At 60.5% G+C, this 26,738-nt stretch carries 29 protein-coding genes; 18 read left to right on the top strand and 11 right to left on the bottom strand.

Annotated features, from left to right (window positions below; translation table 11 throughout):
- The first annotated feature begins 174 nt into the window (after positions 1-174).
- Together IB279_RS32385 and IB279_RS32380 are read left to right on the top strand one after the other, a co-directional pair.
- Positions 175-2,253, top strand: coding sequence for a methyl-accepting chemotaxis protein (locus IB279_RS32385; RefSeq protein ID WP_244496854.1), 2,079 nt, complete (start codon positions 175-177; stop codon positions 2,251-2,253).
- Positions 2,254-2,620: 367 nt separating this feature from the next.
- Positions 2,621-2,812, top strand: coding sequence for a hypothetical protein (locus tag IB279_RS32380; RefSeq protein WP_034799920.1), 192 nt, complete (start codon positions 2,621-2,623; stop codon positions 2,810-2,812).
- Between the two features lie 528 nt (positions 2,813-3,340).
- Here the strand turns inward: IB279_RS32380 and IB279_RS32375 are convergent.
- From IB279_RS32375 to IB279_RS32335, 9 genes are all read right to left on the bottom strand, one after another.
- Positions 3,341-3,865, bottom strand: a complete 525-nt coding sequence (locus IB279_RS32375; RefSeq protein WP_162741240.1) for a hypothetical protein — start codon at positions 3,863-3,865, stop codon at positions 3,341-3,343.
- A gap of 39 nt (positions 3,866-3,904) precedes the next feature.
- Positions 3,905-4,426, bottom strand: coding sequence for a hypothetical protein (locus tag IB279_RS32370; RefSeq protein WP_162741242.1), 522 nt, complete (start codon positions 4,424-4,426; stop codon positions 3,905-3,907).
- 91 nt (positions 4,427-4,517) lie between these two features.
- Positions 4,518-4,901 (bottom strand): transcriptional regulator, encoded by a 384-nt coding sequence (locus IB279_RS32365; RefSeq protein WP_192340575.1) that lies wholly within the window; start codon positions 4,899-4,901, stop codon positions 4,518-4,520.
- A gap of 438 nt (positions 4,902-5,339) precedes the next feature.
- Positions 5,340-5,582, bottom strand: a complete 243-nt coding sequence (locus tag IB279_RS32360; RefSeq protein WP_034799922.1) for a hypothetical protein — start codon at positions 5,580-5,582, stop codon at positions 5,340-5,342.
- Positions 5,583-5,919: 337 nt separating this feature from the next.
- Positions 5,920-6,180 carry a hypothetical protein gene (locus IB279_RS32355; protein ID WP_246802209.1) on the bottom strand — a complete coding sequence of 87 codons (261 nt, stop codon included), beginning with the start codon at positions 6,178-6,180 and terminating at the stop codon, positions 5,920-5,922.
- Positions 6,181-6,280: 100 nt separating this feature from the next.
- Entirely contained in the window at positions 6,281-6,538 is a 258-nt protein-coding gene (locus IB279_RS32350; protein WP_113188512.1) for a hypothetical protein, read from the bottom strand.
- Positions 6,539-6,564: 26 nt separating this feature from the next.
- Positions 6,565-6,744, bottom strand: a complete 180-nt coding sequence (locus IB279_RS32345) for a hypothetical protein (RefSeq protein WP_113188513.1) — start codon at positions 6,742-6,744, stop codon at positions 6,565-6,567.
- A 555-nt stretch (positions 6,745-7,299) separates the two neighbouring features.
- Positions 7,300-7,776, bottom strand: coding sequence for an Lrp/AsnC family transcriptional regulator (locus IB279_RS32340; RefSeq protein ID WP_060607921.1), 477 nt, complete (start codon positions 7,774-7,776; stop codon positions 7,300-7,302).
- A 37-nt stretch (positions 7,777-7,813) separates the two neighbouring features.
- Positions 7,814-8,416, bottom strand: coding sequence for an amino acid synthesis family protein (locus tag IB279_RS32335; RefSeq protein WP_060519031.1), 603 nt, complete (start codon positions 8,414-8,416; stop codon positions 7,814-7,816).
- A 300-nt stretch (positions 8,417-8,716) separates the two neighbouring features.
- Between IB279_RS32335 and IB279_RS32330 the strand changes: the two genes are divergently transcribed.
- The 10 genes from IB279_RS32330 to IB279_RS32285 all read left to right on the top strand — a co-directional run bounded on the left by IB279_RS32330 (position 8,717) and on the right by IB279_RS32285 (position 19,771).
- Complete coding sequence (locus IB279_RS32330) at positions 8,717-10,060, top strand: amidohydrolase (RefSeq protein ID WP_192340574.1); 1,344 nt, start codon at positions 8,717-8,719, stop codon at positions 10,058-10,060.
- Positions 10,061-10,231: 171 nt separating this feature from the next.
- Positions 10,232-12,034, top strand: a complete 1,803-nt coding sequence (locus tag IB279_RS32325) for a helix-turn-helix domain-containing protein (protein ID WP_113080473.1) — start codon at positions 10,232-10,234, stop codon at positions 12,032-12,034.
- 177 nt (positions 12,035-12,211) lie between these two features.
- A complete protein-coding gene (locus IB279_RS32320; RefSeq protein WP_113188514.1) occupies positions 12,212-13,207 on the top strand; it encodes a flavin reductase in 996 nt (331 codons plus the stop codon).
- Position 13,208: 1 nt separating this feature from the next.
- On the top strand, positions 13,209-14,723 hold the full coding sequence (locus tag IB279_RS32315) for an aldehyde dehydrogenase (RefSeq protein WP_060607908.1): 1,515 nt from the start codon (positions 13,209-13,211) through the stop codon (positions 14,721-14,723).
- Between the two features lie 34 nt (positions 14,724-14,757).
- Positions 14,758-15,834 carry an LLM class flavin-dependent oxidoreductase gene (locus IB279_RS32310; protein ID WP_090300637.1) on the top strand — a complete coding sequence of 359 codons (1,077 nt, stop codon included), beginning with the start codon at positions 14,758-14,760 and terminating at the stop codon, positions 15,832-15,834.
- 2 nt (positions 15,835-15,836) lie between these two features.
- Entirely contained in the window at positions 15,837-16,646 is an 810-nt protein-coding gene (locus IB279_RS32305; RefSeq protein ID WP_113188515.1) for an alpha/beta fold hydrolase, read from the top strand.
- Positions 16,639-17,028, top strand: coding sequence for a carboxymuconolactone decarboxylase family protein (locus tag IB279_RS32300; RefSeq protein WP_090300640.1), 390 nt, complete (start codon positions 16,639-16,641; stop codon positions 17,026-17,028). Before IB279_RS32305 ends, IB279_RS32300 begins: the two co-directional genes overlap by 8 nt.
- A gap of 139 nt (positions 17,029-17,167) precedes the next feature.
- Entirely contained in the window at positions 17,168-17,998 is an 831-nt protein-coding gene (locus IB279_RS32295; RefSeq protein ID WP_060607905.1) for a transporter substrate-binding domain-containing protein, read from the top strand.
- A gap of 58 nt (positions 17,999-18,056) precedes the next feature.
- Entirely contained in the window at positions 18,057-19,031 is a 975-nt protein-coding gene (locus tag IB279_RS32290; RefSeq protein WP_034799945.1) for an amino acid ABC transporter permease, read from the top strand.
- Positions 19,028-19,771 (top strand): amino acid ABC transporter ATP-binding protein, encoded by a 744-nt coding sequence (locus tag IB279_RS32285; protein WP_034799947.1) that lies wholly within the window; start codon positions 19,028-19,030, stop codon positions 19,769-19,771. The genes IB279_RS32290 and IB279_RS32285 overlap by 4 nt, the downstream gene beginning before the upstream one ends.
- Here the strand turns inward: IB279_RS32285 and IB279_RS38230 are convergent.
- Together IB279_RS38230 and IB279_RS32275 are read right to left on the bottom strand one after the other, a co-directional pair.
- Positions 19,695-19,970, bottom strand: coding sequence for a helix-turn-helix domain-containing protein (locus IB279_RS38230; protein ID WP_082566333.1), 276 nt, complete (start codon positions 19,968-19,970; stop codon positions 19,695-19,697). The genes IB279_RS32285 and IB279_RS38230 overlap by 77 nt on opposite strands.
- Before the next feature lie 12 nt (positions 19,971-19,982).
- Positions 19,983-20,807, bottom strand: a complete 825-nt coding sequence (locus IB279_RS32275) for an IclR family transcriptional regulator (RefSeq protein ID WP_060519046.1) — start codon at positions 20,805-20,807, stop codon at positions 19,983-19,985.
- A gap of 335 nt (positions 20,808-21,142) precedes the next feature.
- Here IB279_RS32275 and IB279_RS32270 point away from each other — a divergent pair, with 335 nt between their 5' ends.
- The 6 genes from IB279_RS32270 to IB279_RS32245 are packed head-to-tail and all read left to right on the top strand — an operon-like array spanning position 21,143 to position 26,728.
- Positions 21,143-22,201 carry an ABC transporter ATP-binding protein gene (locus IB279_RS32270; RefSeq protein ID WP_113188521.1) on the top strand — a complete coding sequence of 353 codons (1,059 nt, stop codon included), beginning with the start codon at positions 21,143-21,145 and terminating at the stop codon, positions 22,199-22,201.
- A complete protein-coding gene (locus tag IB279_RS32265; RefSeq protein WP_090300642.1) occupies positions 22,201-23,073 on the top strand; it encodes an ABC transporter permease in 873 nt (290 codons plus the stop codon). Before IB279_RS32270 ends, IB279_RS32265 begins: the two co-directional genes overlap by 1 nt.
- A 4-nt stretch (positions 23,074-23,077) precedes the next feature.
- Entirely contained in the window at positions 23,078-23,872 is a 795-nt protein-coding gene (locus IB279_RS32260; protein ID WP_090300644.1) for an ABC transporter permease, read from the top strand.
- A gap of 12 nt (positions 23,873-23,884) precedes the next feature.
- Complete coding sequence (locus IB279_RS32255; protein WP_246802208.1) at positions 23,885-24,193, top strand: (2Fe-2S)-binding protein; 309 nt, start codon at positions 23,885-23,887, stop codon at positions 24,191-24,193.
- Positions 24,186-25,589 carry an NAD(P)/FAD-dependent oxidoreductase gene (locus IB279_RS32250; RefSeq protein ID WP_090300646.1) on the top strand — a complete coding sequence of 468 codons (1,404 nt, stop codon included), beginning with the start codon at positions 24,186-24,188 and terminating at the stop codon, positions 25,587-25,589. The genes IB279_RS32255 and IB279_RS32250 overlap by 8 nt, the downstream gene beginning before the upstream one ends.
- Positions 25,586-26,728: an FAD-binding oxidoreductase gene (locus IB279_RS32245; protein WP_090300648.1), complete on the top strand. Its 1,143-nt coding sequence runs from the start codon at positions 25,586-25,588 to the stop codon at positions 26,726-26,728. The genes IB279_RS32250 and IB279_RS32245 overlap by 4 nt, the downstream gene beginning before the upstream one ends.
- The last annotated feature ends 10 nt before the right edge of the window (positions 26,729-26,738 follow it).

Below are 26,738 nucleotides of genomic sequence, written 5' to 3'. Positions count from 1 at the left end.
CAATCGAATAAACTACAAATTCACTTGATAATTATTGCAACTCAAAGGTGAGGTTGCTGACTATGCTGATGCCGTCTCGTATCAGTGACCCCATTATCCGTTCAATAACCAATTTATTCTATAGGATACTTGCTTCGGGCAATGCAGCCCGGTCCACCTGCTTTCATGTGAGGTATGGCCACTGGCGATAGAAATGAGTTCGGCACGCCAGCAGCGATATCCACATCAGGAATCGTCTTCATGAGAATTAAGAGCCAATTTATCGTTCTGGCATCGGTCACCGGTATGACCATGGCTGGCCTCATCACCAGTCTTTGGGGCTACGCGGGTGCAGCAGCTGATGTTACGCGGGCTTACGACCAGAAATATCACTCGTACATGCTGGCTGACAACTTCCGGCAATCGTCGGATGATTTGACTCGCCTCGTGCGTACCTACGCCGAGACGGGGGACCCTTCCTTCAAGGACCAATACAATGCGGTCGTTGAAATCCGCAATGGAACGCGACCGCGGCCCGAAGACTATCACCGCATCTATTGGGATTTCGTCGCAGGCGGGGACGCAAAGCCGCGTCCTGACGCAACGGCTGTTTCTATGCAAGATCTGATGCAGCAGGCTGGTTTCACCAAAGAGGAATTCGCCCTCCTCGGCGAGGCGGGAAAGCGCTCTGATGCGCTGATCAAGCTTGAAACCGAGGCGATGGCGCTCGTTGACAACGCCGCCAAACTTGGCCCCGAAGCCAAGAGCAAGGCGACGAAAATGCTGAACTCGCCGGACTATCACCGATTCAAGGCCGAGATCATGAAGCCGGTGGATGCCTTCTATGTGAAACTGGAGCATCGCACGCAAGCGGCCGTCGACGAGGCCAGTGTCAAGGCATCGTTCTATTGGATGCTCATCACCATCGCCATGTCCGCTTTGGCGCTCATGCTTTTCATCGTCGGATTCGTCACCTTCAAACGAATTATCGGGGGCATGTACAAGCTTGGGACTTCCATGGGCCTCGTTGCTGAGGGTCAACTGGACGCGCAGATCGAACTTGCTCGCAATGCCGACGAAATCGGCGACATGGGCAAGGCCCTCGAAGTCTTCCGCCAGGGCGCGATCACCAACCGGCGGCTTGAGCAGGAAGCTCAGGAAAGCCGCAAACGCGCCGAAGTCGAGCGCATTGCGATGCAGGAAAAGGCCGAAAATGATGCCGCTGAACGCTTGCGCGTCGCAACGTCGGGCCTTGCAGCCGGCCTCAAGAGACTGGCATCAGGCGATCTGGCCTTCCAGATTAACGATGCCTTCGCGCAGGATTTTGAGACACTTCGCCACGATTTCAATCAGTCCGTTGCTCAACTCGGCACGACCCTTGTGCAGATTTCCGGGTCAATTTCGACCCTCGATACCGGCACGCGCGAGATCGCGGTCGGAACCGACGACCTTTCGAAACGGACCGAGCAACAGGCTGCGTCGCTCGAAGAGACCGCGGCGGCGCTTGACCAGATTACAGTCAACGTCGCCAATTCCTCCAAGCGAACTGAGGAGGCAAAGGGGGTTGCAAGCCGCGCCAACCGTTCGGCAGCCGAATCCGCCCAGGTCGTATCCCACGCCGAAGAGGCCATGCGAAAGATCGAGGAAAGCTCACAGCAGATTTCCAACATCATCGGCGTTATCGACGAGATCGCTTTTCAGACGAACCTCCTCGCTCTCAACGCCGGCGTTGAGGCGGCCCGGGCGGGAGAAGCCGGCAAGGGCTTTGCGGTCGTTGCCCAGGAAGTTCGAGAACTCGCCCAGCGTTCTGCACAGGCTGCCAAGGAAATCAAAGGCCTGATCGACAACTCTTCCGCAGAGGTGGACAACGGTGTGAAACTCGTCCGTGACGCAGGCTCTGCGTTGAAAACGATCAGTGGCTTCATTGTTGAAATCAACACCCACATGGAATCGATCGCCACATCTGCGAAAGAGCAGTCCGCCGGGCTTGCCGAAGTCAACACCGCAGTTAACGCGATGGATCAGACGACGCAGCAGAATGCGGCAATGGTGGAGCAGTCCAATGCGGCTTCCAACACACTTGCGAATGAGGCGGTGCGCCTCAGAGGACTTGTCAGCCAATTCAAACTCCAAGGCGCAACTCAGAGTCCCTTGGCGAACGGGCGAACGACCACAAGAAACGACAGCTCTCAGCCGCATCGGTCGACGCGTAGGACGGCAGCCTACCACGGCAATGCAGCACTCGATGTCAGCAGCGACTGGCAGGAGTTCTGAGCCGCCCGGCCGTCAAAGCGGGTAGAAATACGGGCCTGGCAAGTTTGCCAGGTTTGCTGGCTGCTTTTAGCTGGCGCCCTTCTGTGGTTCCAAGGTGCGACGTTGACCATTTCAGGATCCATGGTCAACGTCGTTCAATTTGGATCGCAGCTAGGTCTCGGTATGGCGGAACACAACGCATGCGGGCACCTGCAGCACTGCTCAGTCACAGGAAATCGACTTGCGGGAAACCCGCGATCCGATGCCACTGAATTTAGTTTGCTCCTCACCAATCGTTTACTTCCTAACGGCTGCTCCATGAGTATCATCGCCTTGATGCCGGGGGCGGCGTCATTCGGGGCAATTTGTCGTCTTGGGAGAACAACAAATGAACCTGGAGAATTCGAGCATCGCACCGAACGACGTTGCGCTGCTCCAGAGCGTGCTTGACGCATGGTGCCGTCATCAAAAGATCAGCCGAAAAGACGCCACAGCGGAAGCGAAAATCCTCATCAACGAGTATCGAAGAGGCGTTCGTTCTCAGATCGGGTTGATCGACGCGCTCGCCAAGCAGCAGTAGGAGCCGATGGCTTCCCATCGGCCATTTCGCGGGAACAGTTGCTGAGGGTGCATCGGCGCCATCAGCTTTTGGACCCTTCGTAAGCCGTCATCGTTCCACCGGATTGCTGCAACATCGAAGTTGGAGCAGTCTGCCCGCGGACGTCGCCCTCTGACGGGCCGCGTCCAATAGCGCTGCGAAGTACTTCCTGCCTCCCAGCCACTTGCACAGAAGGTCGCCGAGTGGGGTTCAGGATAAACGAGGTGCGAGGCAGTCCTCACAAATGCCGCAACCGTCGACATCCATCAGTGAGGCGAGGTGCTTCTGTTGGCAACAGAGGCACACTACGGTATCGGACGTGTTTCGTGGCTCGCGTTCAGGCGGAAGAATTTCGATCTCTCTTTCAGAACTGGCACGGGTTGTCTGTCGATTCATCTCGGGGCTCCATGTCGAAGACGCCACAGAGATAGGAAGCCGTTAAACCGACGCAAGATGTCGATCGCGACGCTCCTTAAAGCGGGACCAAGATGGGGGCGATCCAGCTCGCATTTAATGCGCCTCAAACCGATCCAGCATACTCTGAAGTACCGCATTTTCCTGTCGAAGCTTCCGAACCAGACGCTTTTTCAGCCGGAGGTTTGCATCCTGGAGTGACGCCAGCTCGTCAACAGTGACTGCAATTGCAATGTGCACTGACTTTGTTGGCACGCGCCGCGCCAAACCCGTCGAACGAGGACGCTTCGAACGCTCGGGCGGCTTTACCGGGAAGGTGGCGTTGGCTGACGCATCTGCCGAGCTTGTCTTGGGGACGACACTCTCTTCTGGCACTTCTGGTTGACTAGCGGTTGTTGGGGCAACATCGACCGCCGCAGCCACTGAATTGAGCGGTTCCGTAACCTCCGGTGGCTGGTCACCAATTCGAGCTTCAGCAAGAAACAGATGTGGGACTTCGGCCTCCGCCTCACGCACAAATGCCTTCAGATCGGTGTCGCCCCAAATAGAGGCTGGTCGACCTGTCGAACGTCGGCGCGCCGATTTCACTTCGACAATGAACTTTCGCTGTTGTGGCTTCATCGATATCCAGGGACCAAAGCTGGTTCAGCGCGTAAAGCGTCAAAATCGCTCTAGCATCTTCTTGAGTTGGGCGTTCTGTAGCACCAGCTTCTCCGAAAGCTGACGCCTTAGCATTCTTATTTCCTCATCCAGGGCGGCCACGTCATCGGCTAAAGAGATCGGCTGCTTGGGAGCACGGAGCCTCGGTGAGCCATACTCGACCCGAGGATCCACCGCAACGGAGGCGCTTGATCTCTTGTCTCTTGTCTGCCGTCGGTGTGGTTTGCGTGCGGGTCGATCCGCCTGCTCGGGCGCCTGACCGCCCAAAAGGTTTGTGCTATGGCTGGCGGTCTCGAAATCAACCGCATTTGCTCCGCCGGTCCGGACATTGTTTTTGACTTCGCTCGGCTCCGGGTCGGCAGCGTTTGTGACCGCATCCGTCGTTTGAGTACTTGCAGGAGGATCCATTCCTGCCAAGGGCGCATCCGAGCTTTCGCTCACGGGCTCCGATATGGATTCCCGGGGCTCGACAGCTCTGCCTCTTGAGGTCAGATCAAGTAAGAACTTCCATGGTGATTTCATGATATCTCGTCATCCAGGATTGCGCCATGCCATCTCCGAAGGATGCTTTGACGAAGACCGATCGCGTAGACGATCGGTCTTTCATTAACACTCAGCTGAGCCCGAGCCGCTTGCGCAACTCAGCATTCTCGGCCCGCAACTTATCGCCGAGCTCCCGGCGAAGCCGCGAATTCTCTTTCTCCAGCTGAAGAAGATCCGCGATCTCGTCATGTACTTGCGATTGCGCGGCCGTCCTCTTGTCGTCGTTCTTCCTCGCGGCGTTTGCCCTTGCGGCGCGCTTCGGTTGACTTGCAGTTTTCGCCTCGGCCGAAGTTTCCTTGCGCTTCCGGCCTTTCCCGGCGCTCGGTGCGGGGCTTGACTCTGCCGTGGCAGCGTCCACTTTTTTTGCTCGTGGTCCGCGCTTCTTAGGCGCTACCACTTCCGCCGGAGCGGTCGCAGTAACCTGATTGTCGTCCAATTTGACCTCATCTGCCATAAGTCTATTTCCTCTCTGCGGATCGAAAGCATTTGTCCGACGCGCGAAATATGACAGCCACACCACCCGCGGTCGAGACATCAACGATATCAGTGCTACATTGCGCGAGGCCGACCGAGGCAAGTTTGCCAGCGACGAAGATGTGGCGACGTTGTCGGAAGGAAGTCAAGTCTGCCCGTCAATCATGAGTGGGGAGCCTATCCGCTGGTTAGGGCTCTGCAGTGCTTGATGAGATCGGCGCGCTTATCGAGAAGGGCGATCCGGATGTGACGCCTCGCGTCGTGGAAAAGACATCGTCGACATTGCCCGATCGCTGGCGCGTGCGCAAACGCCTCGATAGCGCTTGGTAAGGAGCATGCATCCAGCGAGTTGGACCTGCTCGGGACTAGGCTCGATTGCTTGACTTTGGCCGGCGGGAGGCGAAGCTGCGTCAGTGTGCTATTTGATAAAACCTGGATACTGGACTTCTTCTCGATTCACACCTTCGGAATCTAACCGAATGGGGGCGGGATCCGGGGGGGCGCCCATGTAACTATGTGCGACAAGCCAGTCGCGCAAAATAGTCTCAATTGCGGCGGCTCGACCGGCAGGGGACGGTGAAAGCTCCGGGTCGGTCATGTAGGCCGCGAGCCCGGCTTCGATGTCATCAGCAAGGGGAGGCAGGTCTGCGAAACCGGACATGAAAGACTCCTCTGTATCTCACTTGTATCTCACCGATATAACGAGCTTTCATGGCGCCTGTTCCCAGCGAGTTGAACAATTGCTCCAACGGCTCATTCACCCGACAGCGGAACTCTTGTCGGTGCGAAGCAATTGACGGCATCCGTCTGCGGTAGCCATTCGAAGAGAAGCTTCTCGCGCAAGAACCGGCTGTCGGCACGTGGTTCTAAGAGAGCCTGACGGGTACGGCTTGGACGCCGCCCTCTCGGCTATCCCCGGGATGTGGTCGGACCAGCCAACCGCGGCGATACATGTTTTCATTGGGACATGCCGGCAGCGTGGTTGGCACTACGTGCAATCAATGCCGTGTGGGCTCCGACGTAAGCTCCACGAAGCGGCCGATTGACCAAAGATAGGCAACAATTTGCCATCTCAGAGGGTCGCGGTTTCCGTATTTCTCTAGTATCCGATCAAGGGTTCTGCTCGCTTGGGTCTGCTCGTCGATTTCGCCAATTAGGTAGCTGTCGTGGCCGACAGCGCAAATGTCGCAGCCTACTTCGAGGACGTCGAACACAAATGCCGGTATTTCGCTGGCGTCCATCTGGCGTCGTTCGGTCATGGCTCGACCCTCCGCTGTACTCGTTTGTCAGGGTTCGATCCCTTTGTGCGACAGGGAGAACCCTGTCCCTTCGTAAAGGCATGGGCTTGGCCGCGGTCGATCATGGAAACAGTCGCTCATCCGTGAGAGTGAGCACGACCACGACCTCTGTCTGCAAGTCGGCGCAGATCTGTTGATATTCGGTGATCAGCTGGATGCGAGCCGGGTACTCCTGCAAAAGATCGTCGAGAGCCGAGGCGGCGAGCGCGTAAGCCTCGAAGAGATCGAGCAGATCAGGGTCTTTCGCAAGGCGCAGCTGGGGGCGATGGCGGGGTAAAGCCATCTCCAGGCGGGCTCGTCCCAGGTGCATGAGTCTCATGGCTGGTCCCCCGTTTCCGCCAGAGCCTAATTCGAGGGTGCGACCGACGTTGGAAGGACAGTGGCGACTTGCTGGCGAGGGGTGTTCGAGAGCGCGCTGCCCACGAACAGGTAGCCGCCGATGACGACCATCGCCAGGAGCATCACTCCGATCGGAAGCCCTGTCGAGAATTTTCGCTCTGGTTGGTTATAGCGGTGCTCGTACATCCTGAGTTCCTTCGATCATCAGCGACACCAGGGCGAACCGAAGGGACGATAGGCCGCCCGTGGTGTCGTTGTTCGCCCGCAGCGCGCAGGGGAGCTGGCCATGGGCTAAAAGAAAATCTAGGGCGGCTGGTGTTGGCAGCTACGGTATTAGGACCATTGCGGAGGGATTATCAGACTGAAGTCCCATGGCGGAACATTTTCCCGCACCCTACGTTTCCATGCGCGTTTTCTGCAATTTTCGTGGCAAAGCCTGGAAGCCGCACTCGCCCTATCAAAGCGCTTTCCGATAAAGAGCTGTCTTAAAAAGTATGGCCCCGTCGGGGGCACGACGAGGCCAGAGGCTCTTATCGAAGAGACTTCACTGGGGGACATTGGTGAAGCCTTGTGCCTGACCCTGATTGGGGAAACAGAATCAAGACAACGTGGAAACGCCCGCATCGCGAAATCGTTCCGGGATCTAAGCAAGAAAAGATGGCCTCGAGAGAGTTGCAGGAAACGTCTTGTTCCGAAAAGGTGAAGGCGCCTGCGCAAAGGCGAAGTCAATTCGCAAAAGGGTCAAGTCGCCACGAGAAGCGACACTGGCACAACTGGGTCTTCCTTGACGGTCCTCGTGACGACGTAGGTGAAGTAGCGGGCGATTCCGAGTTCCCAGTCGAGAAGCGTGTCGATCAGGCGCTGGTAGGCGTCGATGTCGGCAGCGACGATCTTCAGGACATAGTCAACGCCACCGCCGACTGACCAGCAGCAGACGATTTCGGGAATGTCGCGAACAACCCGCTCGAATCTGTCGAAGTCGACTTGGCGGTGGCTGGCAAGTGTCAATTCGACCATGGCGCTTGCGACGGGGGCTACCCGTCGAAGAGATAGGCGCGCGTGATATCCGCTGATGATGCCGGCCTTTTCCAATCTGCGTAGCCGCATCCAGCAGGGCGTGGCAGAAAGGCCCGCCTTTTCTGCGAGTGCAAGCTTGGTGATGCGGCCATCCCGTTGGATGGCGTCGAGGATGCGTAGGTCGATCGCGTCAAGTCTCATGGCAAACTCCTGAGGCGGTATCGCGCTCTGGTCTGCGTCAAGCGCTTCCGAGCAATGCCGCCTTTTCTGCTTCCATTTCCGCGATGTCTTGAAAACGGTCGGCGATGCGCGCGTGCGCGCGACCGCTATCGGCAGCGCCGATGGCAACGATGATCTCGTCGGGGCCGGGGGCGTCGGCGATCTGGAAGTTGGCGGTTAGGAAATGCGATCGTTTGCCGTTCTCACTCTTGTGCATCATCGGCAGCGACAACAGAGCGCCCGGCGCATTACGAGTGTTGGCAAATTCGAGGTAGTTCGTGCCGCCGATCGCTTCGCGGAAGGGGTTGCCGAAGCGCAGCGTGTGGATCATCGCCGAGGCATGTTCGATCTCACCGGCGATGCCGACGGCCGCGGCCTTGCCGCAAGCCTCGACCTTATCCGCAGGCATCTGGCGGAGCAGCCGGCCCGTCATCTCCTGGCTAAGTTCACCGGCGATGCGAGTGATTTCCGGCCGCAGATCTTCGACAAAGCCTCGCCCTGCCCAGGGGTTCTGGATCACTGCAGCCACCAAGACGACGTTGACCGGGCGCGGCGCTATCTTGCCGCCTTCGATAAGGGTTTCTTCCAGGAAGGTGCAAATTTTTCGGATGCCGAGTGTCATTGGGAGGCCGCTGATAGTGGAAACTTGCGACAACTTTACCGGCTCGCCTGGGTATTTCTTCCTCTGTTTCGAGGAAGTGGGCACCGGTCGTTGCTGCAAAGACAAGGAGATCCCCGCGTTGAACGTCTCCGCTCAATGAGCGAAATCTAGATCGTCTTCTTTTTGGAGGAAATTTCGGGCCTTTGTTCCGAGTGGAGAAAAAATGGCATCGGTCTTCCTCCGTCCGTGAGAATGCGCCCGTCTCTGCGCCCGCCCATCATGGCTCCGCCAACAGGCGACCACCAGATGGAAGGGAACCAAATGAAGACGTTACTGGCGAACACGACCGCTTTGATGCTTGTCCTGCAGCTTTCCGCGGGCACAGCTTACGCTGCGAGCGCACGGCTCGATAGGCTCATCGACCAGAAGTATCCGGAACTCGAGAAGGTCTACAAGGAACTCCATGCCAATCCTGAACTCGGCTTTCATGAGACACGGACGGCAAAGCGTCTGGCGGCAGAATTGGAGAAGCTTGGCTTCGAGGTGGCCGTCGGCTTGGGTGCGGGTACCGCTCTCGTCGGTGTCTTTAGGAATGGCGACGGCCCGACGATCATGCTGCGAACCGAACTCGATGCGCTGCCGATGGAGGAAAAGACCGGGCTCGATTACGCCAGCCGCGTACAGGTGCCGGCAACCCAATGGCCTGGAAACTCAGATGAGACGGCAAAGGTCTTTGTCGCCCATAGCTGCGGCCATGATATCCATATGGCGTCATGGCTTGGGGCGGCCCAATTGCTGGTCGAGATGAAGGATGATTGGCATGGAACGCTGCTCCTCGTCGGTGAGCCGGCCGAAGAAATCGGCGGCGGCGCAACGGCCATGCTCAAGGCCGGCCTGTTCGAGAAGTTTCCGAAGCCAGATTTCGGCTTCGCCATGCACGTGAACGGTGATCCCGCCGGCAAAATAACCGTGAAGCACGGTGCCTTCAGCGGAAACTCCGATACGTTCGACTTGACCTTCAAGGGTCGCGGGGCGCATGGCAGCGCTCCGCATCTCTCGATCGATCCGATCGTCCAGGGGGCCCGTTTCGTCACCGATATCCAGGCTGTTGTGAGCCGTGAGAAGGATCCGCGCGAACCGGGCGTGATTACGGTCGGAAGTTTTCAGGCGGGGACTGCGGGCAACATCATCCCCGATCAGGCCAAGCTGAAGTTGACCATGCGTTCGACCACGCCGGAGACGCGCAAGCTGCTGCTGGAGGCGATGCAGCGCGTCGCCAGGACGACGGCGCAATCGGCCATGGCGCCGGAACCGGAACTGCTGCGCATCGGCGGCGGCGCTGTGGCCGGCACGAACTCGTCAGAGCTGATCGGCGATGTCAGGCCGGCATTGGATGCGTCCTTTGACGGCGTCGTCTACGTCCCGACCGCGGTCCAGCCGACGTTGGGCGTCGAGACCTATCCCGAGTTCATAGAAGCAGGCGTGCCTTCCATTTTCTATTGGGTTGGCGGGACCTCACCCGAACAGGTTGAAAAAGCCAGCCAAGAGAACAGGCCCGTTCCCTCCAATCATTCGCCATTTTTCGCTCCGGCCCCGGAGACTTCCATCAAGACGGGGGCGAAGGTTCTGGCGATCTCAGTGCTCGAAAAAGCCGGCGTTGACTGAAGCCTGAATGGGATAGCGGCTTCGAGGTCATCGCCAGTTCGATGACCTCGAACTCGGCGTTGAAGATACTACCTTTCATAGAAAGTTTGGCCGAAGATATCCATCGAAACGAAGTAGACTTGTCCACTACCGGCGCGCATGTTGATTGATAGAAATCAAGAGGCGAGGCAGTTGGATCAGAATTCCCGGATATTGTCGCTCCGCGACATCGCGAGCCAGATTAACAGCGGTAGCGATCTTCAGACGGCATTGCAGCAGCTCATCGCCGCTGCATGCCGCCATGCGAACTGGGCCCTAGGCTCAATCATGGGGATCGACGCTGCGCATGGGTACGCCTATGTCATCGTGCGCCATGATCCAACGCTGATCGAGCGGCAGCTGCCCGACAAGTGGGAGCTGGCGACCAGCCCCTCCCTGATCGCCTTGCAGCGCAATGAGCCCGTCTATATCAGGGACGCGCGTGCGTCGGGCGAGTTTCCGGGCTACAGAAAAGAGGCCTTCGAGCGCGACTATCGAACGGTGCTCGTCATGCCGATGAACTGCAGGGATGCTGAGGGCCGCCCGATGGTGCTCAGCGTCATCGCCCGCGAGGTGACTGAAGTGTCGGAGGACGACCTTGCTTTTCTCGGCACGATCATCCACCTCGGCGCCATCGCCGTCCAACGGGAACACCGTCTCGAAGCTGAGAAGCGATCCGCCCAGCGGCTGGAACGCGCGCTGGAGGCGCATACGTCGCTGCTCGAACATGTGTTGAGCGACGGGTCGGTCGCATCGCTTTCCAGCATGGTTGGGAAGATGTTGCCGAACCCGGCCGTCGTCGTTGATTTCACGGCCAATCAGGTCGTTGCTGGCCGGTCGCCGAATGCGCTTTACGACGAGGCTGGTTGGCAGCAGGCGGCCGCTACCGTTCTTAGCCGGCCGCTGATGAAGGCGGCCCGTGATGCCGTCGAGCGCGGGACGGCCGACGCCGTGAGCCTCTACCTCGACGACGGCACGCAACGGTTCAAAATAACGGCCCGCATCGAAGCGCTGATGGTCGACAATCAACTGGTTGGGGCGCTCATCATTTTCCCGACGACCCGCGAATTCAGCGATCTCGATCTCCTGATGCTCGACAGCGCCAAGTTTGCATTGAGCGTGCAGATGATGCGAAGCTTCATCCGGTTTCGCTTCGAGACGCGGACGCAGACCGAACTCTTTTTCGAGATCGTGGAGGCGCGGTGGCGTAATGCCGGTGATGTCGCCCAGCGGGCTCAACGGCTCGGGCTCAGCTTCTCAACGCCTCAGCAGATGATCGTCGTCGATTTTCCGGATAAGACGAAGGCATTTGGCGGCGCTTCTGTCGATGTGGAGCACACGCTCTCGCGTGTCATGCAGCAGGCATCCGTCCAGGCAAACCTGATCGCGGTCGAGGGCGGCGTCGTCTGCCTCGTCCCTCATGATACGGGTAAGCGGCAAGAGCGCACGACAAAGCTCGCGCGGCGTATCGCCGAGGAACTCGGCCGCTATTTCGACGAGGCACCTATCGTCGTCGCCAGCAATCGGTGTGCGGCCCTTTCGGACTATCCGCCAGCCTGGGAGCGCTGCGCCCGGATGATCCGCATCGGGCGTTCATTCGGCCTGACCGGGGCGGTCTCCGCCCAGGATTTCGGCCCGCTGCCGATGCTGGTCGCCGCCTGCGAGGCGGGCGACGTGCGCGGCTTCGTGCAGGAGAGCGTGGGCGCCATTGCCGATCACGACCGTGACAACGGTACTCCTTACCTCGAAACCCTGTCGGTGTATCTGCAGGAAGGTTGCCGAAATCAGGCCTGTGCCGATGCTATGGGCCTGCATGTGACGACGCTGCGCTATCGGCTGGCGCGCATCCAGGAACTGTTCGGCGTCGATGTCGAGACGCCGGAAAAGCGCTTTGCCGTCGAGCTCGCGATCCGCCTGCACGGCGTCATCGACAACCGCTCTATCGCCAGCAGTTAGCTTATCTTCATCGGCCAAGTATCGCCTTGTGACCTCGTCGCCACCGATCTTCTGCGCCTTTCGTCTCCTCGGGATCGATGGAGAAGTTCCTTCGCTCCTCCTTTGAAGCCATGGAAGCATGGTCGCCATCACGGCGTTAGCCTCCAACCAACTTGATGGTGAGGAGGCGAGAAGCGCATGGTTGAGACAGCAGCATCGACGGACGTGCCGATTGATCCGATTGCGCTTCGTCGCGCCTTCGGCACGTTTGTAACCGGTGTCACCGTCATCACCACCCGCGACGAAGACGGCACGCCGCGTGGAATGACGGCGAATTCCTTCACGTCGGTTTCGCTCGATCCGCCGCTGCTATTGGTCTGCGTCGCGAAATCCGCGTCGAGCTATCCTGCCTTCACGAATGCGGGATGTTTTGCGGTCAATATCCTCCATGAAGGACAGGTCGACGTCTCGGGAAACTTTGCCTCGAAATCCCCCGACAAATTCCAGTCGGTGACCCACGATCATATCCACACGGGCGCGCCGGTCCTGACTGACAGCCTGACCTGGTTCGATTGCACGACTTACAACACCGTGGACGCCGGCGACCATGCAATCCTGATCGGCCAGGTTCGCGCATTCGGCACCAGTCCCACCGCACCGCTCGGCTTTTGCCGCGGCCGCTATGCCAGTGTGAAGGACCCGCTGCCAAACGGCTGGCTTGCGTCGCATGGGATGATCATCGGCTATCTGATCGAGGCCGGTGAAGGCTTGCTGCTGCGTTCGGATGGCAAGGGCGGCTGGGTTCTGCCGTCAGCACGGCGCCGCAAAGCGGACAGCCAGCTCGTCATCGACGGTGGCGACGCGCTCAGCCTCGTCCCGGACGAGACCTTCCTTTACTCGGTCTTCGATGTCGCCGACAGCGATCCGGGCTACCTGGTCTATCGCGCACGGCTGGCGGGTGAGGGCGGCGCCGGCACGAGCCTGCCATCCGATCTGCGCTTCTTCCCGCTCGACAATCTTCCTGACGATGCGATCGCGACGCACGAACTGCGATCCATGTTGCGCCGCTACGTGCGCGAGCGGCAAGCCGGCCGCTTCGGCATCTACATGGATTCCGACGACGGCGGCCGTGTGGCGATGATCGACGGCGAAGCTCGCACCTGGCTTCAGACCTCCCAAGACCAAGGACATTGAAATGAAGACGACGGTCAGTTCCATCGAGGGTTCGCGCCAGTTGCTGTTCATCGGCGGGCAGTTCGTGGCACCGAAGAACGGCAACTACATCGCCAGTTTCGACCCGACGACGGGCGAGCCCTGGTATCATTTTGCTGAAGCAGGTGCGGACGATGTCGGGGCAGCCGTCGTTGCTGCCGCCGCCGCCTTCCGCGACCCGGCCTGGCGCCGCATGACGCAGACCGATCGCGGCGCGCTGATGCGCCGTCTCGCCGAACTTGTTCGCGCCAATGCCGATAGGCTGGCGGAAATCGAGACGCGCGACAACGGCAAGCTTCTCAAGGAAACCCGGGCGCAGATGCGCTCGATGCCAGACAGCTATCACTATTTCGCGGGCATGGCCGACAAGCTGCAGGGCGAGACCATTCCAATCAATCGTCTCGATACGCTGAACTTCAACCTGCGCGAGCCCTTGGGCGTCGTCGGCATGATCACGCCGTGGAATTCGCCGTTGATGCTTCTGACCGGCACGCTGGCACCGTGCCTTGCAATCGGCAATACGGTCGTCATCAAGCCCTCGGAACATGCGACCGCCTCGACCTTGGCGCTTGCGGAACTGATCCACGAGGCGGGCTTTCCCGCCGGCGTCGTCAATGTCGTGACGGGTACGGGCCAGAGCGCCGGTGAGGCGCTGACGCGTCATCCTGGCGTTGCGAAATACGTCTTCACAGGCAGCACGGCCACCGGCCGGCGCATCGCCGGCAACGCCGCGCAGAACCTTGTTCCGTGCTCGATGGAGCTTGGCGGCAAGTCGCCTCATGTCGTCTTTGGTGATGTCGACATCGAACATGCGGTCAACGGCGTCGTCTCCGGGGTCTTCGCAGCCGCTGGCCAGACTTGCGTTGCCGGCTCCCGCTGCTTCGTCGAGGAGCGCATCTATGATCGCTTCGTTGAGGCGCTCGTCGCCCGAACGCAACGCATACGGGTCGGTCTCCCGGCGGTCGAGGACACCGACATCGGTCCGCTCGCGCTCGCCGATCAGCTCTCCAAGGTTGAATCCTACGTGGCCTCCGGCGTCAAGGAAGGGGCGCGCGTTGCCGCCGGCGGGCGGCGTCCGCAGCGGCAAGGGCTTTCGTCAGGGGGCTGGTATTTCGAGCCGACAGTGATGGTCGATGCGCAAAACGACATGACCTTCATGCGCGACGAACTCTTCGGTCCGGTGGTCGGCGTCATGCCGTTCCGCGACGAGGAAGAGATGATCCGGCTCGCCAACGATACGCGATACGGCTTGGCTTCCGGCATCTGGACAAAGGACATCGACCGGGCGCTGCGGTTCGCCAACCGGATCGATGCCGGGACCGTCTGGATTAACACCTACCGCTCCGCGTCTTTCATGTCTGCCAACGGCGGCTTCAAGGAAAGCGGCTACGGCCGGCGCGGCGGGTTCGAGGTCATGCACGAGTTCTCGCGGTTGAAGAACGTCATCGTCGACTACTCCGGCGCGATGCAGGACCCCTTCGTCATCCGTCTGAAGTGACAGCAAAAGCACGGGCACAGGAAAGGCAGAAAACATGAAGTTCGCAGTCTCCCTCACGATGGAACGCTTCTCCCCCGATACTCCGATGGAGCAGGTCAAGAGCAACTTGCTGCAACTCGCGCGGCTTGCCGACGAAGGCGGCTTCGAAACGCTGTGGACTGCAGAACACCATACGCTGGAATGCACGATCTCCCCCAATCCGTTCCAGACGCTGGTCTGGCTCGCGCAGCACACGGATCGCATCCGGCTCGGCACCTCCACTCTGGTCGCGCCCTATTGGAATCCCATCCGGCTCGCCGGCGAGTCGGCGCTCTGCGATCACCTGACCAATGGCCGCCTTGAGTTCGGGATCGCGCGCGGTTCCTACCAGTACGAGTTCGACCGTATGGCGGGTGGTATTCCGCAGCAGGAGGGGGTGGCCTACATGAAGGAGATCGTGCCGGCCGTGAAGAAGCTCTGGTCCGGCGACTATGCCCATGAGGGACAATACTGGAAGTTTCCGGTCACGGCGGCAGTGCCGAAGCCGCTGCAGCAACCCCACCCGCCTATCTGGGTGGCGGCGCGCGATCCCGGAACCTTCGACTGGGCGATCGCAAACGGCGCCAGTATCCTATCGACGCCGCTCTCCGCGCCGGAAGCCGAAATCCACGTGCTCTCCGAGAAATTTCGCAAGGCGGTCGCCGATCATCCGGAGGTGCCGCGCCCGCGCTTTATGATGCAGCGCCGCACCTGCGTCTACGACCGGCCGGATGGGTGGGAACGTGCCGTCAAGCACAGCATGGACTACGGCCGCGCCTTCGAAAACCTCATGCAGAACATCGGCACGGTGCACAACGGCTTCCCCGAGGCAGTGCCCTACGAAGCGGTCAAGGGCAAGGACAACTACAATCCGGACAACATCCGCAAGAACCTGATGTTCGGCACGCCGGACGAAGCGATCGAGAAGCTGTTGGTCTATGAGGCCGCCGGTGTGGACCAGTATTGCCTGGGCCTGACCTTCAATCTGCCGTTCGAGCTGCAGAAGCGGACGCTGGAGCTATTTGTCAGCGAAATCATGCCCTTCTTCGCGGCCCGTGAGAAGGAACAGAAGCGTATCGCGGTGGGTGCCTGAACATGGCAGGAGCTCAGCGCCATACCGTCGGAGAGGTGACGCTCAACTACCGCATCGAGGGAGAAGGCGAACCGCTCGTCTGCATCCACGGCGTCGGCTCCTATCTCGAAGCGTGGTCGGGCGTGGTCGAACGTTTGAAGGACCGGTTCACGATCCTGACATTCGACCTTCGTGGTCATGGCCGCTCCAGCCGGGTCAAGGGCCGCTACGAGATCGACGACTTCGTCAACGAGACGCTGGGGCTTGCCGACGCAGCGGGCTTCCCGACCTTCAATCTTGCAGGCTTTTCGCTGGGCGGCCTGATCGCCCAGCGTCTCGCTCTGACCCACCTTGGACGTCTGCGCAGGCTGGCGCTCTTGGCGACCGTCGCCGGCCGCACGCCGGCCGAGCGTGAGCGGGTTCTCGACCGCCTCGCCGCCCTCAGAGACGGAACGCCTGCCGACCATCACAATGCCTCGCTGTCGCGCTGGCTGACGGAAGAGTTCCAGGAGAACAACCCGCAGGTGATCCAACGGCTAAGGGCGCGGGATGCCGAAAACGATCCCGACTGCTACGCGGCAGCCTATCGTGTGTTGGCGGAAACGGATTTCGGCGGCTTTCTCGACCAGATCCGATGCCCAACGCTGATTGCTACCGGCGAAGACGATGCCGGCTCCAACCCGCGCATGGCGCGCTACATGCACGAGCGCATTCCCGTGTCCGAGCTTCGTATCCTGCCGGGCCTTCGCCATTCCATCTTGATCGAGGCGCCCGACGTCGTGGCAACGCTGATGGGCGAGTTCATGAGCCAGGGGGAGACGGTCGATGGATGAGGCACTGCGAGCAAGGGGAGAGGCCATCCGGCGCCAGGTGCTCGGCGATGGCTATGTCGATGGGGCAATCGGCAGCAGCGATGCCTTCTCGCGGCCCTTTCAGGATCTGTTGAACGAACATTGCTGGGGCACCGTCTGGACGGACGAAAGCCTCGATCTGAGGAGCCGCAGCCTACTGAACCTCGGAATGCTTGCAGCGCTCAACCGCATGCACGAATTCGGCGTCCACTTTCGCGGGGCGATCCGCAACGGTTTGACCGACGAAGAGCTTCGCGCAGCACTCGTCCAGATCGCGATCTATTGCGGCATTCCCGCAGGCGTCGAAGCGTTCCGTGTGGCCCGGCGCGTCCGCGACGAGATGGCTGAAAAAGGAGAGCGCTGACTTCCACGTTTTTTAGGAAGGGGCAGCGCCGCGCTACCTCGTATCGCCGGAAGACGGATGGCGGGCTCAGAACTCAAGATCAACCCGATGGCAGGAAGAGGACCCTGTCAAAAACCAGAACGAAAAAGGGAACGACAACATGAACACATTCGCAAAACTCACCGCGGCGGCATCGTTTGCCTTGTCGCTCGCGATCGTTCCGGCCCACGCCGGTGCCGTACTCGACCACGTGCTCGATGCAAAGACACTGAAGGTAGCGACCGACGCCAACTGGGCGCCGCAGTCCTTCATGAACGAAAAGAACGAGATGGACGGCTTCGATGTCGATGTCGCCAAGGAACTCGCCAAGCGGTTGGGTGTCGGTGTCGAGTTTGTTACCCCCGGCTGGGACATCATCACGGCCGGCAACTGGCAGGGGCGCTGGGACATGCATGTCGGCTCGATGACGCCGACAAAGGAGCGTGCCAAGGTCTTCGATTTCCCGGCCGTCTACTACTACACCCCGGCCGCCGTGGCCGTGCACAAGGACAGCCCTGTGGTCGGCCTGATCGATCTGGACGACAAGGTCGTCGGCGCGACGGCGACGTCCACCTTCGAAGCCTATGCCAAACAGGATCTGACCCTCGACGCTGCTGGCGCACCTGCCTTCGAATACACCTTCAAGCCGAAAGAGGTGAAGTCCTACGCCAACTCGACGACCGCATTCGATGATTTGCGCCTCGGTGACGGCGTGCGGCTCGACGCAGTCGTATCGTCGCTGCCCAGCATTCGCGACGCAATCAAGGCCGGCTATCCGATCAAGCAGGTTGGCGACCCGGTCTTTTACGAACCGCTCGCAGTCGCCGTCGAACACGGCGACAAGGAGCTGAGCGACAAGATCGCCGAAGCGATCAAGGCGATGCAGGACGATGGCACGCTGAGCAAGCTGTCGGAGAAATGGTACGGCGTCGACTACACCGTCGTGAAGTAAGGCAGCCATGTCTGGCGGTCCGGGCAGCCGGACCGCACGTTGTCCAAAGGGACCAAAGATGCTTTATCCCGATACTGTCGAGTCCGAAATACTCGTCCACAAACCATGGTTCGTGGCCAGCATGTTCGCTGCCGTCCTCATTGCCTTCACGGCCTTCGGCCTGACCGGCACAACGATGGGCGAACTGATGCGGCCAGTGATCGGCGAGCCGCTCGAAAGCGGATTCTACGGCCGCTTTGCGACCGCCTTCGTCGTGGCGGTGCTCTTCTGCCTCAACATCGTCCTGATCGGCTTTGCGAGCCTCAGGGTCCAGATCGTGGTCGTCTGGCTCGAGTTGCTGGCGCTGTTCCTCGCCTTCTTCCAGACCTTCGATCTCAGCCTGCCCTTCATAGAGGAAAAGTTGCCGTTCCTCATCACGCAAGGGCTGGTGACGACGGTCTATGTTTCGGCGATCTCGATTGTGATTGCCTCGGCGATCGCCATCCTTGGCGCCGTGGCCAAGCTCTCGACCAACGGCTTCGCCTATGCGATTGCGAGCTTCTACACGTCCTTCTTTCGCGGTCTGCCGCTGTTGATGCAGGTTTATCTGATCTATCTCGGCCTGCCGCAGCTCGGCTTCATCATCGACGCGGTGCCGGCCGGTATTCTGGCACTTTCGCTCTGCTACGGCGCATACATGACGGAAATCTTCCGCTCCGGCATCCAGAGCATCGACCGCGGCCAGTGGGAGGCGTCGCGCTCTATCGGCTTCGGCTTCGGGCTGACGATGCGCAAGGTCATCCTGCCTCAGGCGTTGCCGGTCATCATCCCGCCGACCGGTAACCAGTTCATTTCCATGCTGAAGGACAGCTCGCTGGTCTCCGTCATCGGTGTCTGGGAGCTCATGTTTCTCGCACGGACGCTCGGCCAGAAGACCTTCCAGCATATGGAAATGCTCATATCAGCCGCCATGCTCTACTGGACGATGTCTATCGTTCTCGAGCTGATCCAGTCCCGCATCGAACGTCACTATGCCAGGAGCAAGGTCAGATGAGCGCCGAGACCATCATCGACGTCAAAAATGTTTCCAAGTGGTACGGCGCCTTCCAGGTGCTGACCGACATCAACCTGACGGTCCGCAAGGGCGAACGCATCGTGATTTGCGGTCCGTCCGGATCCGGCAAATCTACCTTGATCCGGTGCTTCAACCGCTTGGAAGCGCACCAGGAAGGTGAGATCGTCGTCAACGGCATCAACCTGCATCCGAAGATGCGCAATGTCTCGGACGTGCGCCGCAACGTCGGCATGGTGTTCCAGCACTTCAACCTTTTCCCGCACATGACCGTGCTGATGAACTGCATGGTCGGACCGATGTGGATCAACGGCGTGCCGGAAGCGGAGGCGCGGGCAAGGGCGCTCACATTCCTCGATCGGGTACGCATCCCGGAACAGGCCCACAAGTTTCCAATCCAGCTTTCCGGCGGCCAACAGCAGCGCGTCGCGATCGCGCGCTCGCTCTGCATGCAGCCGGCCGTGATGCTGTTTGACGAACCGACATCCGCGCTCGACCCCGAGATGGTGTCCGAAGTCCTTGATACCATGACAAGCCTGGCAAAGGACGGCATGACGATGGTCTGCGTCACCCACGAGATGGGGTTCGCCAGGGCCGTCGCAGATCGCGTAATCTTCATGAACTCGGGACAGATTCTCGAGGAGGCTAGGCCCGATGATTTCTTCGACAATCCAAAACACGAGCGGACCAAGCTGTTTCTCGGTCAGATCCTGAAGCATTAGCTCGGCGCCCAACAGTTTCAGCTACCAGTTGATGCTCGTTGGTGCGTTCTGATGCGCGGAACGCGCTCGGCGTGTCTCCGAACGCTTTGCGAAACTCACGCGAGAAGTGCGCTGTGTCCGCGAAGCCTGTGATATTTGCAATTTCCATCACAGTCAGCGAGCCCCCGGAAAGCAGGTACCGCCCGTAGTTCAGTCGCATGTTCCTAAAGGTTCAGCCCTTCTGCGCGGCCCGCAAGGCGGAGGCCGGATAACGTAGGGTCGGGTCGAAGGGATTGAGCTTACTGCTGATCGCTTGCGCCTCTGCCTTCAAGAGATCGGTGATCGTGCCGCTTCGCGTTTCCGTCAGGCGCGATGCCAGCGTGCCGATGCTCAAGGAGGCGACGGCGATGCCGTTGCGGTCAAGAACCGGCACGCCGAGCCCAGCCATGCCCTCGATCATCTCGAAATTCATCTGGGCTGCGCCGATCCGCCTGACCTCCTCGATCTTGATGCGCAGGTCCACCTCGTCGATCGCCGCCCGGTCCATGATGCGAGGCATATTAAACTTGATGATCGCCTCGCGTTCTTCCTCTGGCAGGTGGGCGAGGATGGCGATGCTGCCCTGGCCGATGCCGAGCGGCACCTTGCCACCGATGTCGCCGGTAAAGGAGCGGATCGGGAAGGGACCCTCGACGCGGTCGAGGCAGATTGCGTCAAAATTGCTGCGCACCAGCAGAAAGACCGTATCGTTGAAGGTGGCGGACAGCCTCAAGAGCGACGGCCGGGCGATGTCGAGGATGCCTTCTCGCCTGCGCGCCTGCGAGGCGATCGAGAAGAACTCCAGCGACAGGCGGTAGGATTTCCCCTCTGGCATTTGCTCCACGAGGCCTTCGGCAATCAGGGTCTTCAATAGCCGATGCGCCGATGGCTGGCTGAGATTCAGCCTCCGCGCGAGATCGATGACCCGCACACCCTCGCTCGCGTTATCTGCGAGGTCTTTCAGGATGTGGATCGCCTTGGTGAGGCTGGAGCTTCCGGCGTTCTCTGATTCCGACATTTGCGAAAATCTTTCAAAATCTGCGTGGCATAATTCCGTATATCGGATTTTTCTAACAAAAAATTCCGAAATAGAAAATTGCATTTGTGTTTTTCGTCAATTTCCTGGAGTTAATTCACACAAGCCTTCTTCAAGGGGTGGATGTGCCAGACGTGAATAGCCGAGAGGCTATTCCGAGAGCGAAACCGTGCCTTTATCGGTGCACTCGCGTACGCCGGAGATCTCAACGCCTGAAGGAAGGTTCGATGGTTGACGACGTGTCGCAGCCGCCGGGATCGCCGACAAGAAAAATGGGGCAGGCGATCTCAGGGGTAGCGACCCAGGGGAGAATGAGCATGAGTTTCCTGAACCTTGAGAAGGTCTCCAAGTATTATGGATCGGTCGCAGCCGTTCATGATTTCGATCTGGAGGTCGAAAAGGGCGAGTTTATCTCGCTGCTCGGGCCCTCGGGCTGCGGCAAGACGACGACCCTGCAGATGATCACCGGGCTCGTGCGTCCCTCCTCGGGCACGATAACCATGGGCGGGCGCGACATCACTCATTTGCCGCCGCCGCAACGCGAACTGGGCGTAGTCTTCCAGAGCTATGCGCTCTTCCCCCATATGACCGTGGCGCAGAATGTTTCCTTCGGCCTCGAAATGCGCAAGGTCGCAAAACCGGAGCGCGACAAACGGATCAAGGAGATCCTGTCGCTGGTCCATCTCTCGGCGCTTGCCGATCGCTACCCGCGCGAGATGTCGGGCGGGCAGCGCCAGCGCGTGGCGATTGCCCGGGCGCTTGTCATCAATCCGCCGGTGCTTTTGCTTGACGAGCCGCTATCGAACCTCGATGCGCAGCTTCGCGAGGAGATGCAGTTCGAATTGCGCCGCATCCAGCAGACCGTCGGCATCACGACGATCATGGTGACCCATGATCAGGCTGAAGCGCTGTCGATCAGCGATCGCGTCGTCGTCATGGAGAAGGGGCGCATCACCCAGGTCGATACGCCTTACGAACTCTATGAGCATCCCCGCAACGACTTCATCTCGTCCTTCGTCGGCAAGTCCAACTTCCTGTGTGCGACCTCGTCCTTCAACGGCAAGGGCGCGTCGATCTGCATCGACAACACGCCGATCCGCTTCAACACCGACCGCCGCGAGCCGGATGGCAAAGTCTCGATCTTCATCCGCCCGGAAAAGCTCCGATTGACCGAGCCGGGCGAGGGCCAGATCCAGGGCAAAGTGACGACACGCTATTTCATGGGGAGCCAATGGCTGGTCAGCGCCGAGACACCGGCGGGCGTTCTTGCCGTTGCGGTTCCCAATCTCGGTGCGCCGCCGCCGATGGAAGGCGAAACCGTTGGGCTTGCCTGGCAGAGTGCCGATTGTCGTGTGCTGGCGGGAGCGGCCAAGTGATGAGCGCCGGTACCTCCGCCATCAAGCCGCGCCAGCTCGCGCCGTTGGCTCTTTCCGGGCCGACCACCCTGTTCTTCATCGGCCTCGTGCTCTTGCCGCTTCTGTTGACGGTGATCCTCTCCTTCAACAGCTATGACTATACCGCCGGGATCCAGAGCGACTTCACCTTCGCCAACTACCTCACGGTGTTGCAGGACGAATATTATCTCTCGACCTTCTGGCGGACATTGCGGCTTGCGCTTCTGACGACGGTCATCGCGGTGGCGATCGGTGTGCCGGAGGCCTACGTCCTCTCGAACATGCGCAAGCCCTGGCGGTCGATCTTCTTGCTCGTGATCATCGGCCCGCTGCTTGTTTCTGTGGTGGTGCGCACCTTCGGCTGGAGCATGCTGCTCGGCAAGAACGGCTTTGTAAACAGCGCGCTTGCCATTGTCGGCCTTGACCCGGTGCAGCTTCTCTACACCGAGACGGCGATCGTCATCGGTCTCGTCCATATCATGCTGCCGTTCATGGTCATCCCCGTCTGGACCGTTCTGCAGAAACTCGACCCGACGGTCGAGGCGGCAGCGCTCACCCTCGGCGCCTCGCGCTTCACCGCCCTTCGTCGCGTCGTCTTTCCGCAGGCGGCTCTCGGCATCCTCTCGGGCAGCCTCATCGTCTTTGCACTCTCGGCAAGCTCGTTTGCCATCCCCGGCCTGCTTGGCGGCCGGCGGCTGAAAATGGCGGCAACACTTGTCTACGACGAGTTCCTGATCGAGCTGAACTGGCCGCTCGGTGCGACCATCGCGATCATCGTGCTTGTCGCCAATCTCGTCATCATGCTCGCCTATAACCGCCTCATCGAGCGGCAGGCGAAGCGCAAGCTGGGTTGAAGCCATGCAGAGAAACGGACCCATCGCTCTCGCATTCCATAGCCTTGTCGTCGTCTTCATGCTGGCGCCGATGGTGGTCGTTTGCCTCGTGGCCTTCACGCCGGAAAACACCCTGGCGATGCCCTGGAATGGGCTGTCGCTACGGTGGTTCAAGGCGGTTTTCCATCATGCCGACTTTATGTCGTCCTTCGGCAACAGCGTAAGGCTCGCCCTGCTATCAGCCACCATCTCCACCGTTTTTGCGGTTCCGGCGGCGCTGGCGATTACCCGCTACGATTTCCGCGGCCGTGAGGCGCTGAACGCGCTTTTCCTGTCGCCACTGATCATTCCGCACCTGGTCCTCGGCGTCGCTTTCCTGCGTCTCTTCTCGCTGATGGGCATGGGCGGGTCCTTCGGTTGGCTTGTCGCCACCCATGCGATCGTCGTCACCCCCTATACGCTGCGGCTGATCCTGGCGTCACTCACCAGCATGGACCGCAACGCCGAAAATGCGGCGCGCACGCTGGGGGCTGTGGAGTGGACGGTGTTTCGCCGGATCACCATGCCGCTCATGCTGCCAGGTGTCAGCGGCGGCTGGTTGCTCGCCTTCATCAACAGTTTTGACGAGCTGACCATGTCGATCTTCGTGACCTCGCCGTCGACGGTAACGCTGCCGGTCCGCATGTACATGTACGCGAGCGAATCCATCGATCCGATGATGGCGGCCGTTTCGACGCTCATGATCGCACTTGCCACCGTTACGATGATCATCCTCGATCGCCTGTTCGGTCTCGACCGGCTGCTTGTGGGCAAGGGCTGATATCCGATGTCGATGAACCCGCTACTCCGGCGCCGCTACCGCCTGGACGAGACACTCGTGCCCTTCACATTGAACGGGACGGCCCAAACCGGGCGCCGCGGCGACACGGTACTGACGGCGATACTCTCGGTCAGCGGTCGCCTGAGACAGAGCGAATTCACCGGGGAGAACCGGGCCGGCTTCTGCCTGATCGGCGCCTGTCAGGATTGTTATGTGATGACGGCGCAAGGCAGCCGCGTCCGCGCCTGCAGCACCGCCTTGCTCGCGGGCATGGCTTTCATCACCGATCTCGGCGCGGTGTCGGAGACGGCCCATGACTGAGCCGTTGCAGCCCGTCATCGTTGGCGCCGGACCGGCGGGCATACGCGCCGCCGAGCGCCTCGTGCGCGCAGGTCTCAGGCCGATCGTGCTTGACGAAGGTCAGCGCGCTGGCGGGCAGATCTATCGACGCCCGCTAATCGACGACGGTCGATCCTATCGCAGCCGCTATGGTTCGGAAGCCGGCAAGGCAAGAAGGTTACACGAGGCTTTCGAGGCACTCTTGCCTGCGATCGACTATCGCCCCGAAACGCTGGTCTGGAATGTTTCGGCGGCTGAGCGCGGCAATCAGCTCGATGTCCTTTTGGCCGGCGTGCATCGGCAGATCGGCTTTTCGCAACTGATCCTGTGCACCGGCGCGACCGATCGCGTGCTGCCGTTTCCGGGATGGACGACGCCTGGAGTTTACACGCTCGGCGCCTCCCAAGTGGCGCTGAAAGCCCAGGGCTGCACAATTGGCGACCGCATCGTCTTCATGGGCTCCGGTCCGCTGCTCTACCTCGTTGCCTGGCAATACATGAAGGCCGGCGCGTGCGTGGAGGCGGTGCTCGACACAGCACCCATCACGTCGAAGCGACACTTGCTGTCGCTTGCCATCCATGCGCCGCGGATCGTCGGGCTTGGTGTTTTCTACGGGCTCCAGCTCCAGCTGGCCGGCGTGAAGATCCGCAACGGCGTGCGGCCGGAGGCGGTCCTCGGGGCGGGCCAGGTCGAGGGTCTTCGCTTCCGTCGGCGGGCAAGTAAAGGTGAGGTCGTCGAGACGGTATCCTGCGACGCGCTCGCCTACGGTTTTGCCCTTCGGCCAGAAACCCAGCTTGCCGATCTTGCCGGCTGCCGTTTCTGTTTTGACGAGCGCGATCGCGTGTGGCTGCCTGAGCGAGACGCCATGGGGCGCACCAGCCGGGCCAACGTATACGTTGCCGGTGACGGCAGCGGCATTGCCGGCGCCGATGCGGCGGAAGTCTCGGGCGAGCTCGCCGCGGCTGCTCTGCTCGAGGATGCGGGGAAAGCATCAGCGGATGGAGCGCGCCTGGTGGCGGCTCGCGAAGCGATCCTGCGGCAGCGTGATATCCTCGAACGTGCCTTTCCCTTCCCGGTTGATTGGTTCGAGACGGTCCCAGACGAGACGACGCTGTGTCGTTGCGAGGAGATTACCATTGCAGAAGGACGCCGCGCCATTGCGAGCGGCTCCATCAGCGAGATCAACCGCCTGAAGGCGCTGAGCCGGGTCGGGATGGGACGTTGCCAGGGGCGCATGTGTTCCGCCGCTGCCACCGAGTTCTTGAGCGGGCTTTGTGGCGTTTCGCCCGGTGAGGTTGGTCGCCTTCGCGCTCAGGCGCCGGTCAAGCCGATCCCGCTTGGTTTCGGTGCTGCCGTAGAAGCGGAGGCTCGGTCATGAGCTGGCGCATCTCCGTCGACGTCGCGATCATCGGCGGCGGGCTGGTCGGCAGCTCCGCAGCACTTGCCATGCGTAAAGCGGGGCTTTCAGTCGCCCTCATCGATAGGGGCTATTGTGGCGCGCAGGCGAGCGGGGTGAACTATGGCGGCGTGCGCCGGCAGGGCCGCGCCCCCGAACAATTGCCTTTGTCGCAGCGCGCACACGGTATCTGGCCGCAACTCAAGGCAATGGTCGGCATCGATGCCGAGTACATGCGCTCCGGCCATCTGAAGCTCGCCCGCACGGAAAAGGATTTTGCCAAGCTCGAAGCCTATGCCGAGACGGTTCGGGACTATGGGTTGGGGCTTGAGCTCGTTGCCGGTTCGGCGTTGGCGCACCGGTTCCCCTGGCTTTCCGCCCAGGCGGTCGGCGCGTCGCTCTGCCCCGATGACGGCCACGCCAATCCGCGTCTCGTTGCGCCCGCCTTCGCACGAGCCGCCGAGCGCGCCGGCGCGATGGTACTGGAGCAGACGCCGGTGCGCGACGTCGCTGCGACCGGAAACGGTTTCGAGATCCTCGCCGGCGACGGCATCGAGATCCGCTGCCAACAACTGGTCAACAGCGCCGGTGCCTGGTCCGACCGCTTTGCCGCGAATTTCAACGAGCCTGTACCGCTGACACGTATCTATCCCTCGATGGTGGTCACCGAACCTCTGCCATTGCGTTTGCCCGTCAGCATGGGTGAACAGGGCGGCAGCTTCTATGGCCGGCAGGTGGCGCGCGGCAACTACGTCATGGGGGGCGGTCGCGGCCTGCCCCTTGGAGATCCCGACTATTCGCGTCCGTCGGTGACGGCTGCATCCTCCGTCATGCAGCGTGCAATCACGCTCTTTCCGCATCTGGCTGAAGCCCAGGTCATCCGCTTCTGGTCTGGAACCGAGGCGGAAATGCCCGACGGCAACCCGGTGATCGGCCCGAGCGAGACGACATCAGGCCTCTTCCACGCTTTTGGCTTCTGCGGCGCAGGTTTTCAGACCGCGCCCGCCGTCGGCGAAGTGCTTGCAGAACTCGTCACCGAGGGCCGCAGCACTACGCCGATAGACGCCTTTTCCATTGGCCGCTTCCGCAAGGTGGCGGCCGAAACTGCAGCCTCGTTGTAAACAGAAAGGG

Source organism: Ensifer sp. ENS06 (assembly GCF_014852205.1).
Taxonomy (GTDB): Bacteria; Pseudomonadota; Alphaproteobacteria; order Rhizobiales; family Rhizobiaceae; genus Ensifer; species Ensifer adhaerens.
The sequence above is the reverse complement of the archived record's forward strand: the minus strand, read 5'-3'. Positions and strand labels throughout refer to the sequence as shown.

Bases quoted from the DNA above. Each gene is read 5' to 3' on its own strand.
- IB279_RS32385 (WP_244496854.1), top strand. From the start codon at position 175: ATGGCCACTGGCGATAGAAATGAGTTCGGCACGCCAGCAGCGATATCC.
- IB279_RS32380 (WP_034799920.1), top strand. From the start codon at position 2,621: ATGAACCTGGAGAATTCGAGCATCGCACCGAACGACGTTGCGCTGCTC.
- IB279_RS32375 (WP_162741240.1), bottom strand. From the start codon at position 3,865: ATGAAGCCACAACAGCGAAAGTTCATTGTCGAAGTGAAATCGGCGCGC.
- IB279_RS32370 (WP_162741242.1), bottom strand. From the start codon at position 4,426: ATGAAATCACCATGGAAGTTCTTACTTGATCTGACCTCAAGAGGCAGA.
- IB279_RS32365 (WP_192340575.1), bottom strand. From the start codon at position 4,901: ATGGCAGATGAGGTCAAATTGGACGACAATCAGGTTACTGCGACCGCT.
- IB279_RS32360 (WP_034799922.1), bottom strand. From the start codon at position 5,582: ATGTCCGGTTTCGCAGACCTGCCTCCCCTTGCTGATGACATCGAAGCC.
- IB279_RS32355 (WP_246802209.1), bottom strand. From the start codon at position 6,180: ATGACCGAACGACGCCAGATGGACGCCAGCGAAATACCGGCATTTGTG.
- IB279_RS32350 (WP_113188512.1), bottom strand. From the start codon at position 6,538: ATGAGACTCATGCACCTGGGACGAGCCCGCCTGGAGATGGCTTTACCC.
- IB279_RS32345 (WP_113188513.1), bottom strand. From the start codon at position 6,744: ATGTACGAGCACCGCTATAACCAACCAGAGCGAAAATTCTCGACAGGG.
- IB279_RS32340 (WP_060607921.1), bottom strand. From the start codon at position 7,776: ATGAGACTTGACGCGATCGACCTACGCATCCTCGACGCCATCCAACGG.
- IB279_RS32335 (WP_060519031.1), bottom strand. From the start codon at position 8,416: ATGACACTCGGCATCCGAAAAATTTGCACCTTCCTGGAAGAAACCCTT.
- IB279_RS32330 (WP_192340574.1), top strand. From the start codon at position 8,717: ATGAAGACGTTACTGGCGAACACGACCGCTTTGATGCTTGTCCTGCAG.
- IB279_RS32320 (WP_113188514.1), top strand. From the start codon at position 12,212: ATGGTTGAGACAGCAGCATCGACGGACGTGCCGATTGATCCGATTGCG.
- IB279_RS32315 (WP_060607908.1), top strand. From the start codon at position 13,209: ATGAAGACGACGGTCAGTTCCATCGAGGGTTCGCGCCAGTTGCTGTTC.
- IB279_RS32310 (WP_090300637.1), top strand. From the start codon at position 14,758: ATGAAGTTCGCAGTCTCCCTCACGATGGAACGCTTCTCCCCCGATACT.
- IB279_RS32305 (WP_113188515.1), top strand. From the start codon at position 15,837: ATGGCAGGAGCTCAGCGCCATACCGTCGGAGAGGTGACGCTCAACTAC.
- IB279_RS32300 (WP_090300640.1), top strand. From the start codon at position 16,639: ATGGATGAGGCACTGCGAGCAAGGGGAGAGGCCATCCGGCGCCAGGTG.
- IB279_RS32295 (WP_060607905.1), top strand. From the start codon at position 17,168: ATGAACACATTCGCAAAACTCACCGCGGCGGCATCGTTTGCCTTGTCG.
- IB279_RS32290 (WP_034799945.1), top strand. From the start codon at position 18,057: ATGCTTTATCCCGATACTGTCGAGTCCGAAATACTCGTCCACAAACCA.
- IB279_RS32285 (WP_034799947.1), top strand. From the start codon at position 19,028: ATGAGCGCCGAGACCATCATCGACGTCAAAAATGTTTCCAAGTGGTAC.
- IB279_RS38230 (WP_082566333.1), bottom strand. From the start codon at position 19,970: ATGCGACTGAACTACGGGCGGTACCTGCTTTCCGGGGGCTCGCTGACT.
- IB279_RS32275 (WP_060519046.1), bottom strand. From the start codon at position 20,807: ATGTCGGAATCAGAGAACGCCGGAAGCTCCAGCCTCACCAAGGCGATC.
- IB279_RS32270 (WP_113188521.1), top strand. From the start codon at position 21,143: ATGAGTTTCCTGAACCTTGAGAAGGTCTCCAAGTATTATGGATCGGTC.
- IB279_RS32265 (WP_090300642.1), top strand. From the start codon at position 22,201: ATGAGCGCCGGTACCTCCGCCATCAAGCCGCGCCAGCTCGCGCCGTTG.
- IB279_RS32260 (WP_090300644.1), top strand. From the start codon at position 23,078: ATGCAGAGAAACGGACCCATCGCTCTCGCATTCCATAGCCTTGTCGTC.
- IB279_RS32255 (WP_246802208.1), top strand. From the start codon at position 23,885: ATGAACCCGCTACTCCGGCGCCGCTACCGCCTGGACGAGACACTCGTG.
- IB279_RS32250 (WP_090300646.1), top strand. From the start codon at position 24,186: ATGACTGAGCCGTTGCAGCCCGTCATCGTTGGCGCCGGACCGGCGGGC.
- IB279_RS32245 (WP_090300648.1), top strand. From the start codon at position 25,586: ATGAGCTGGCGCATCTCCGTCGACGTCGCGATCATCGGCGGCGGGCTG.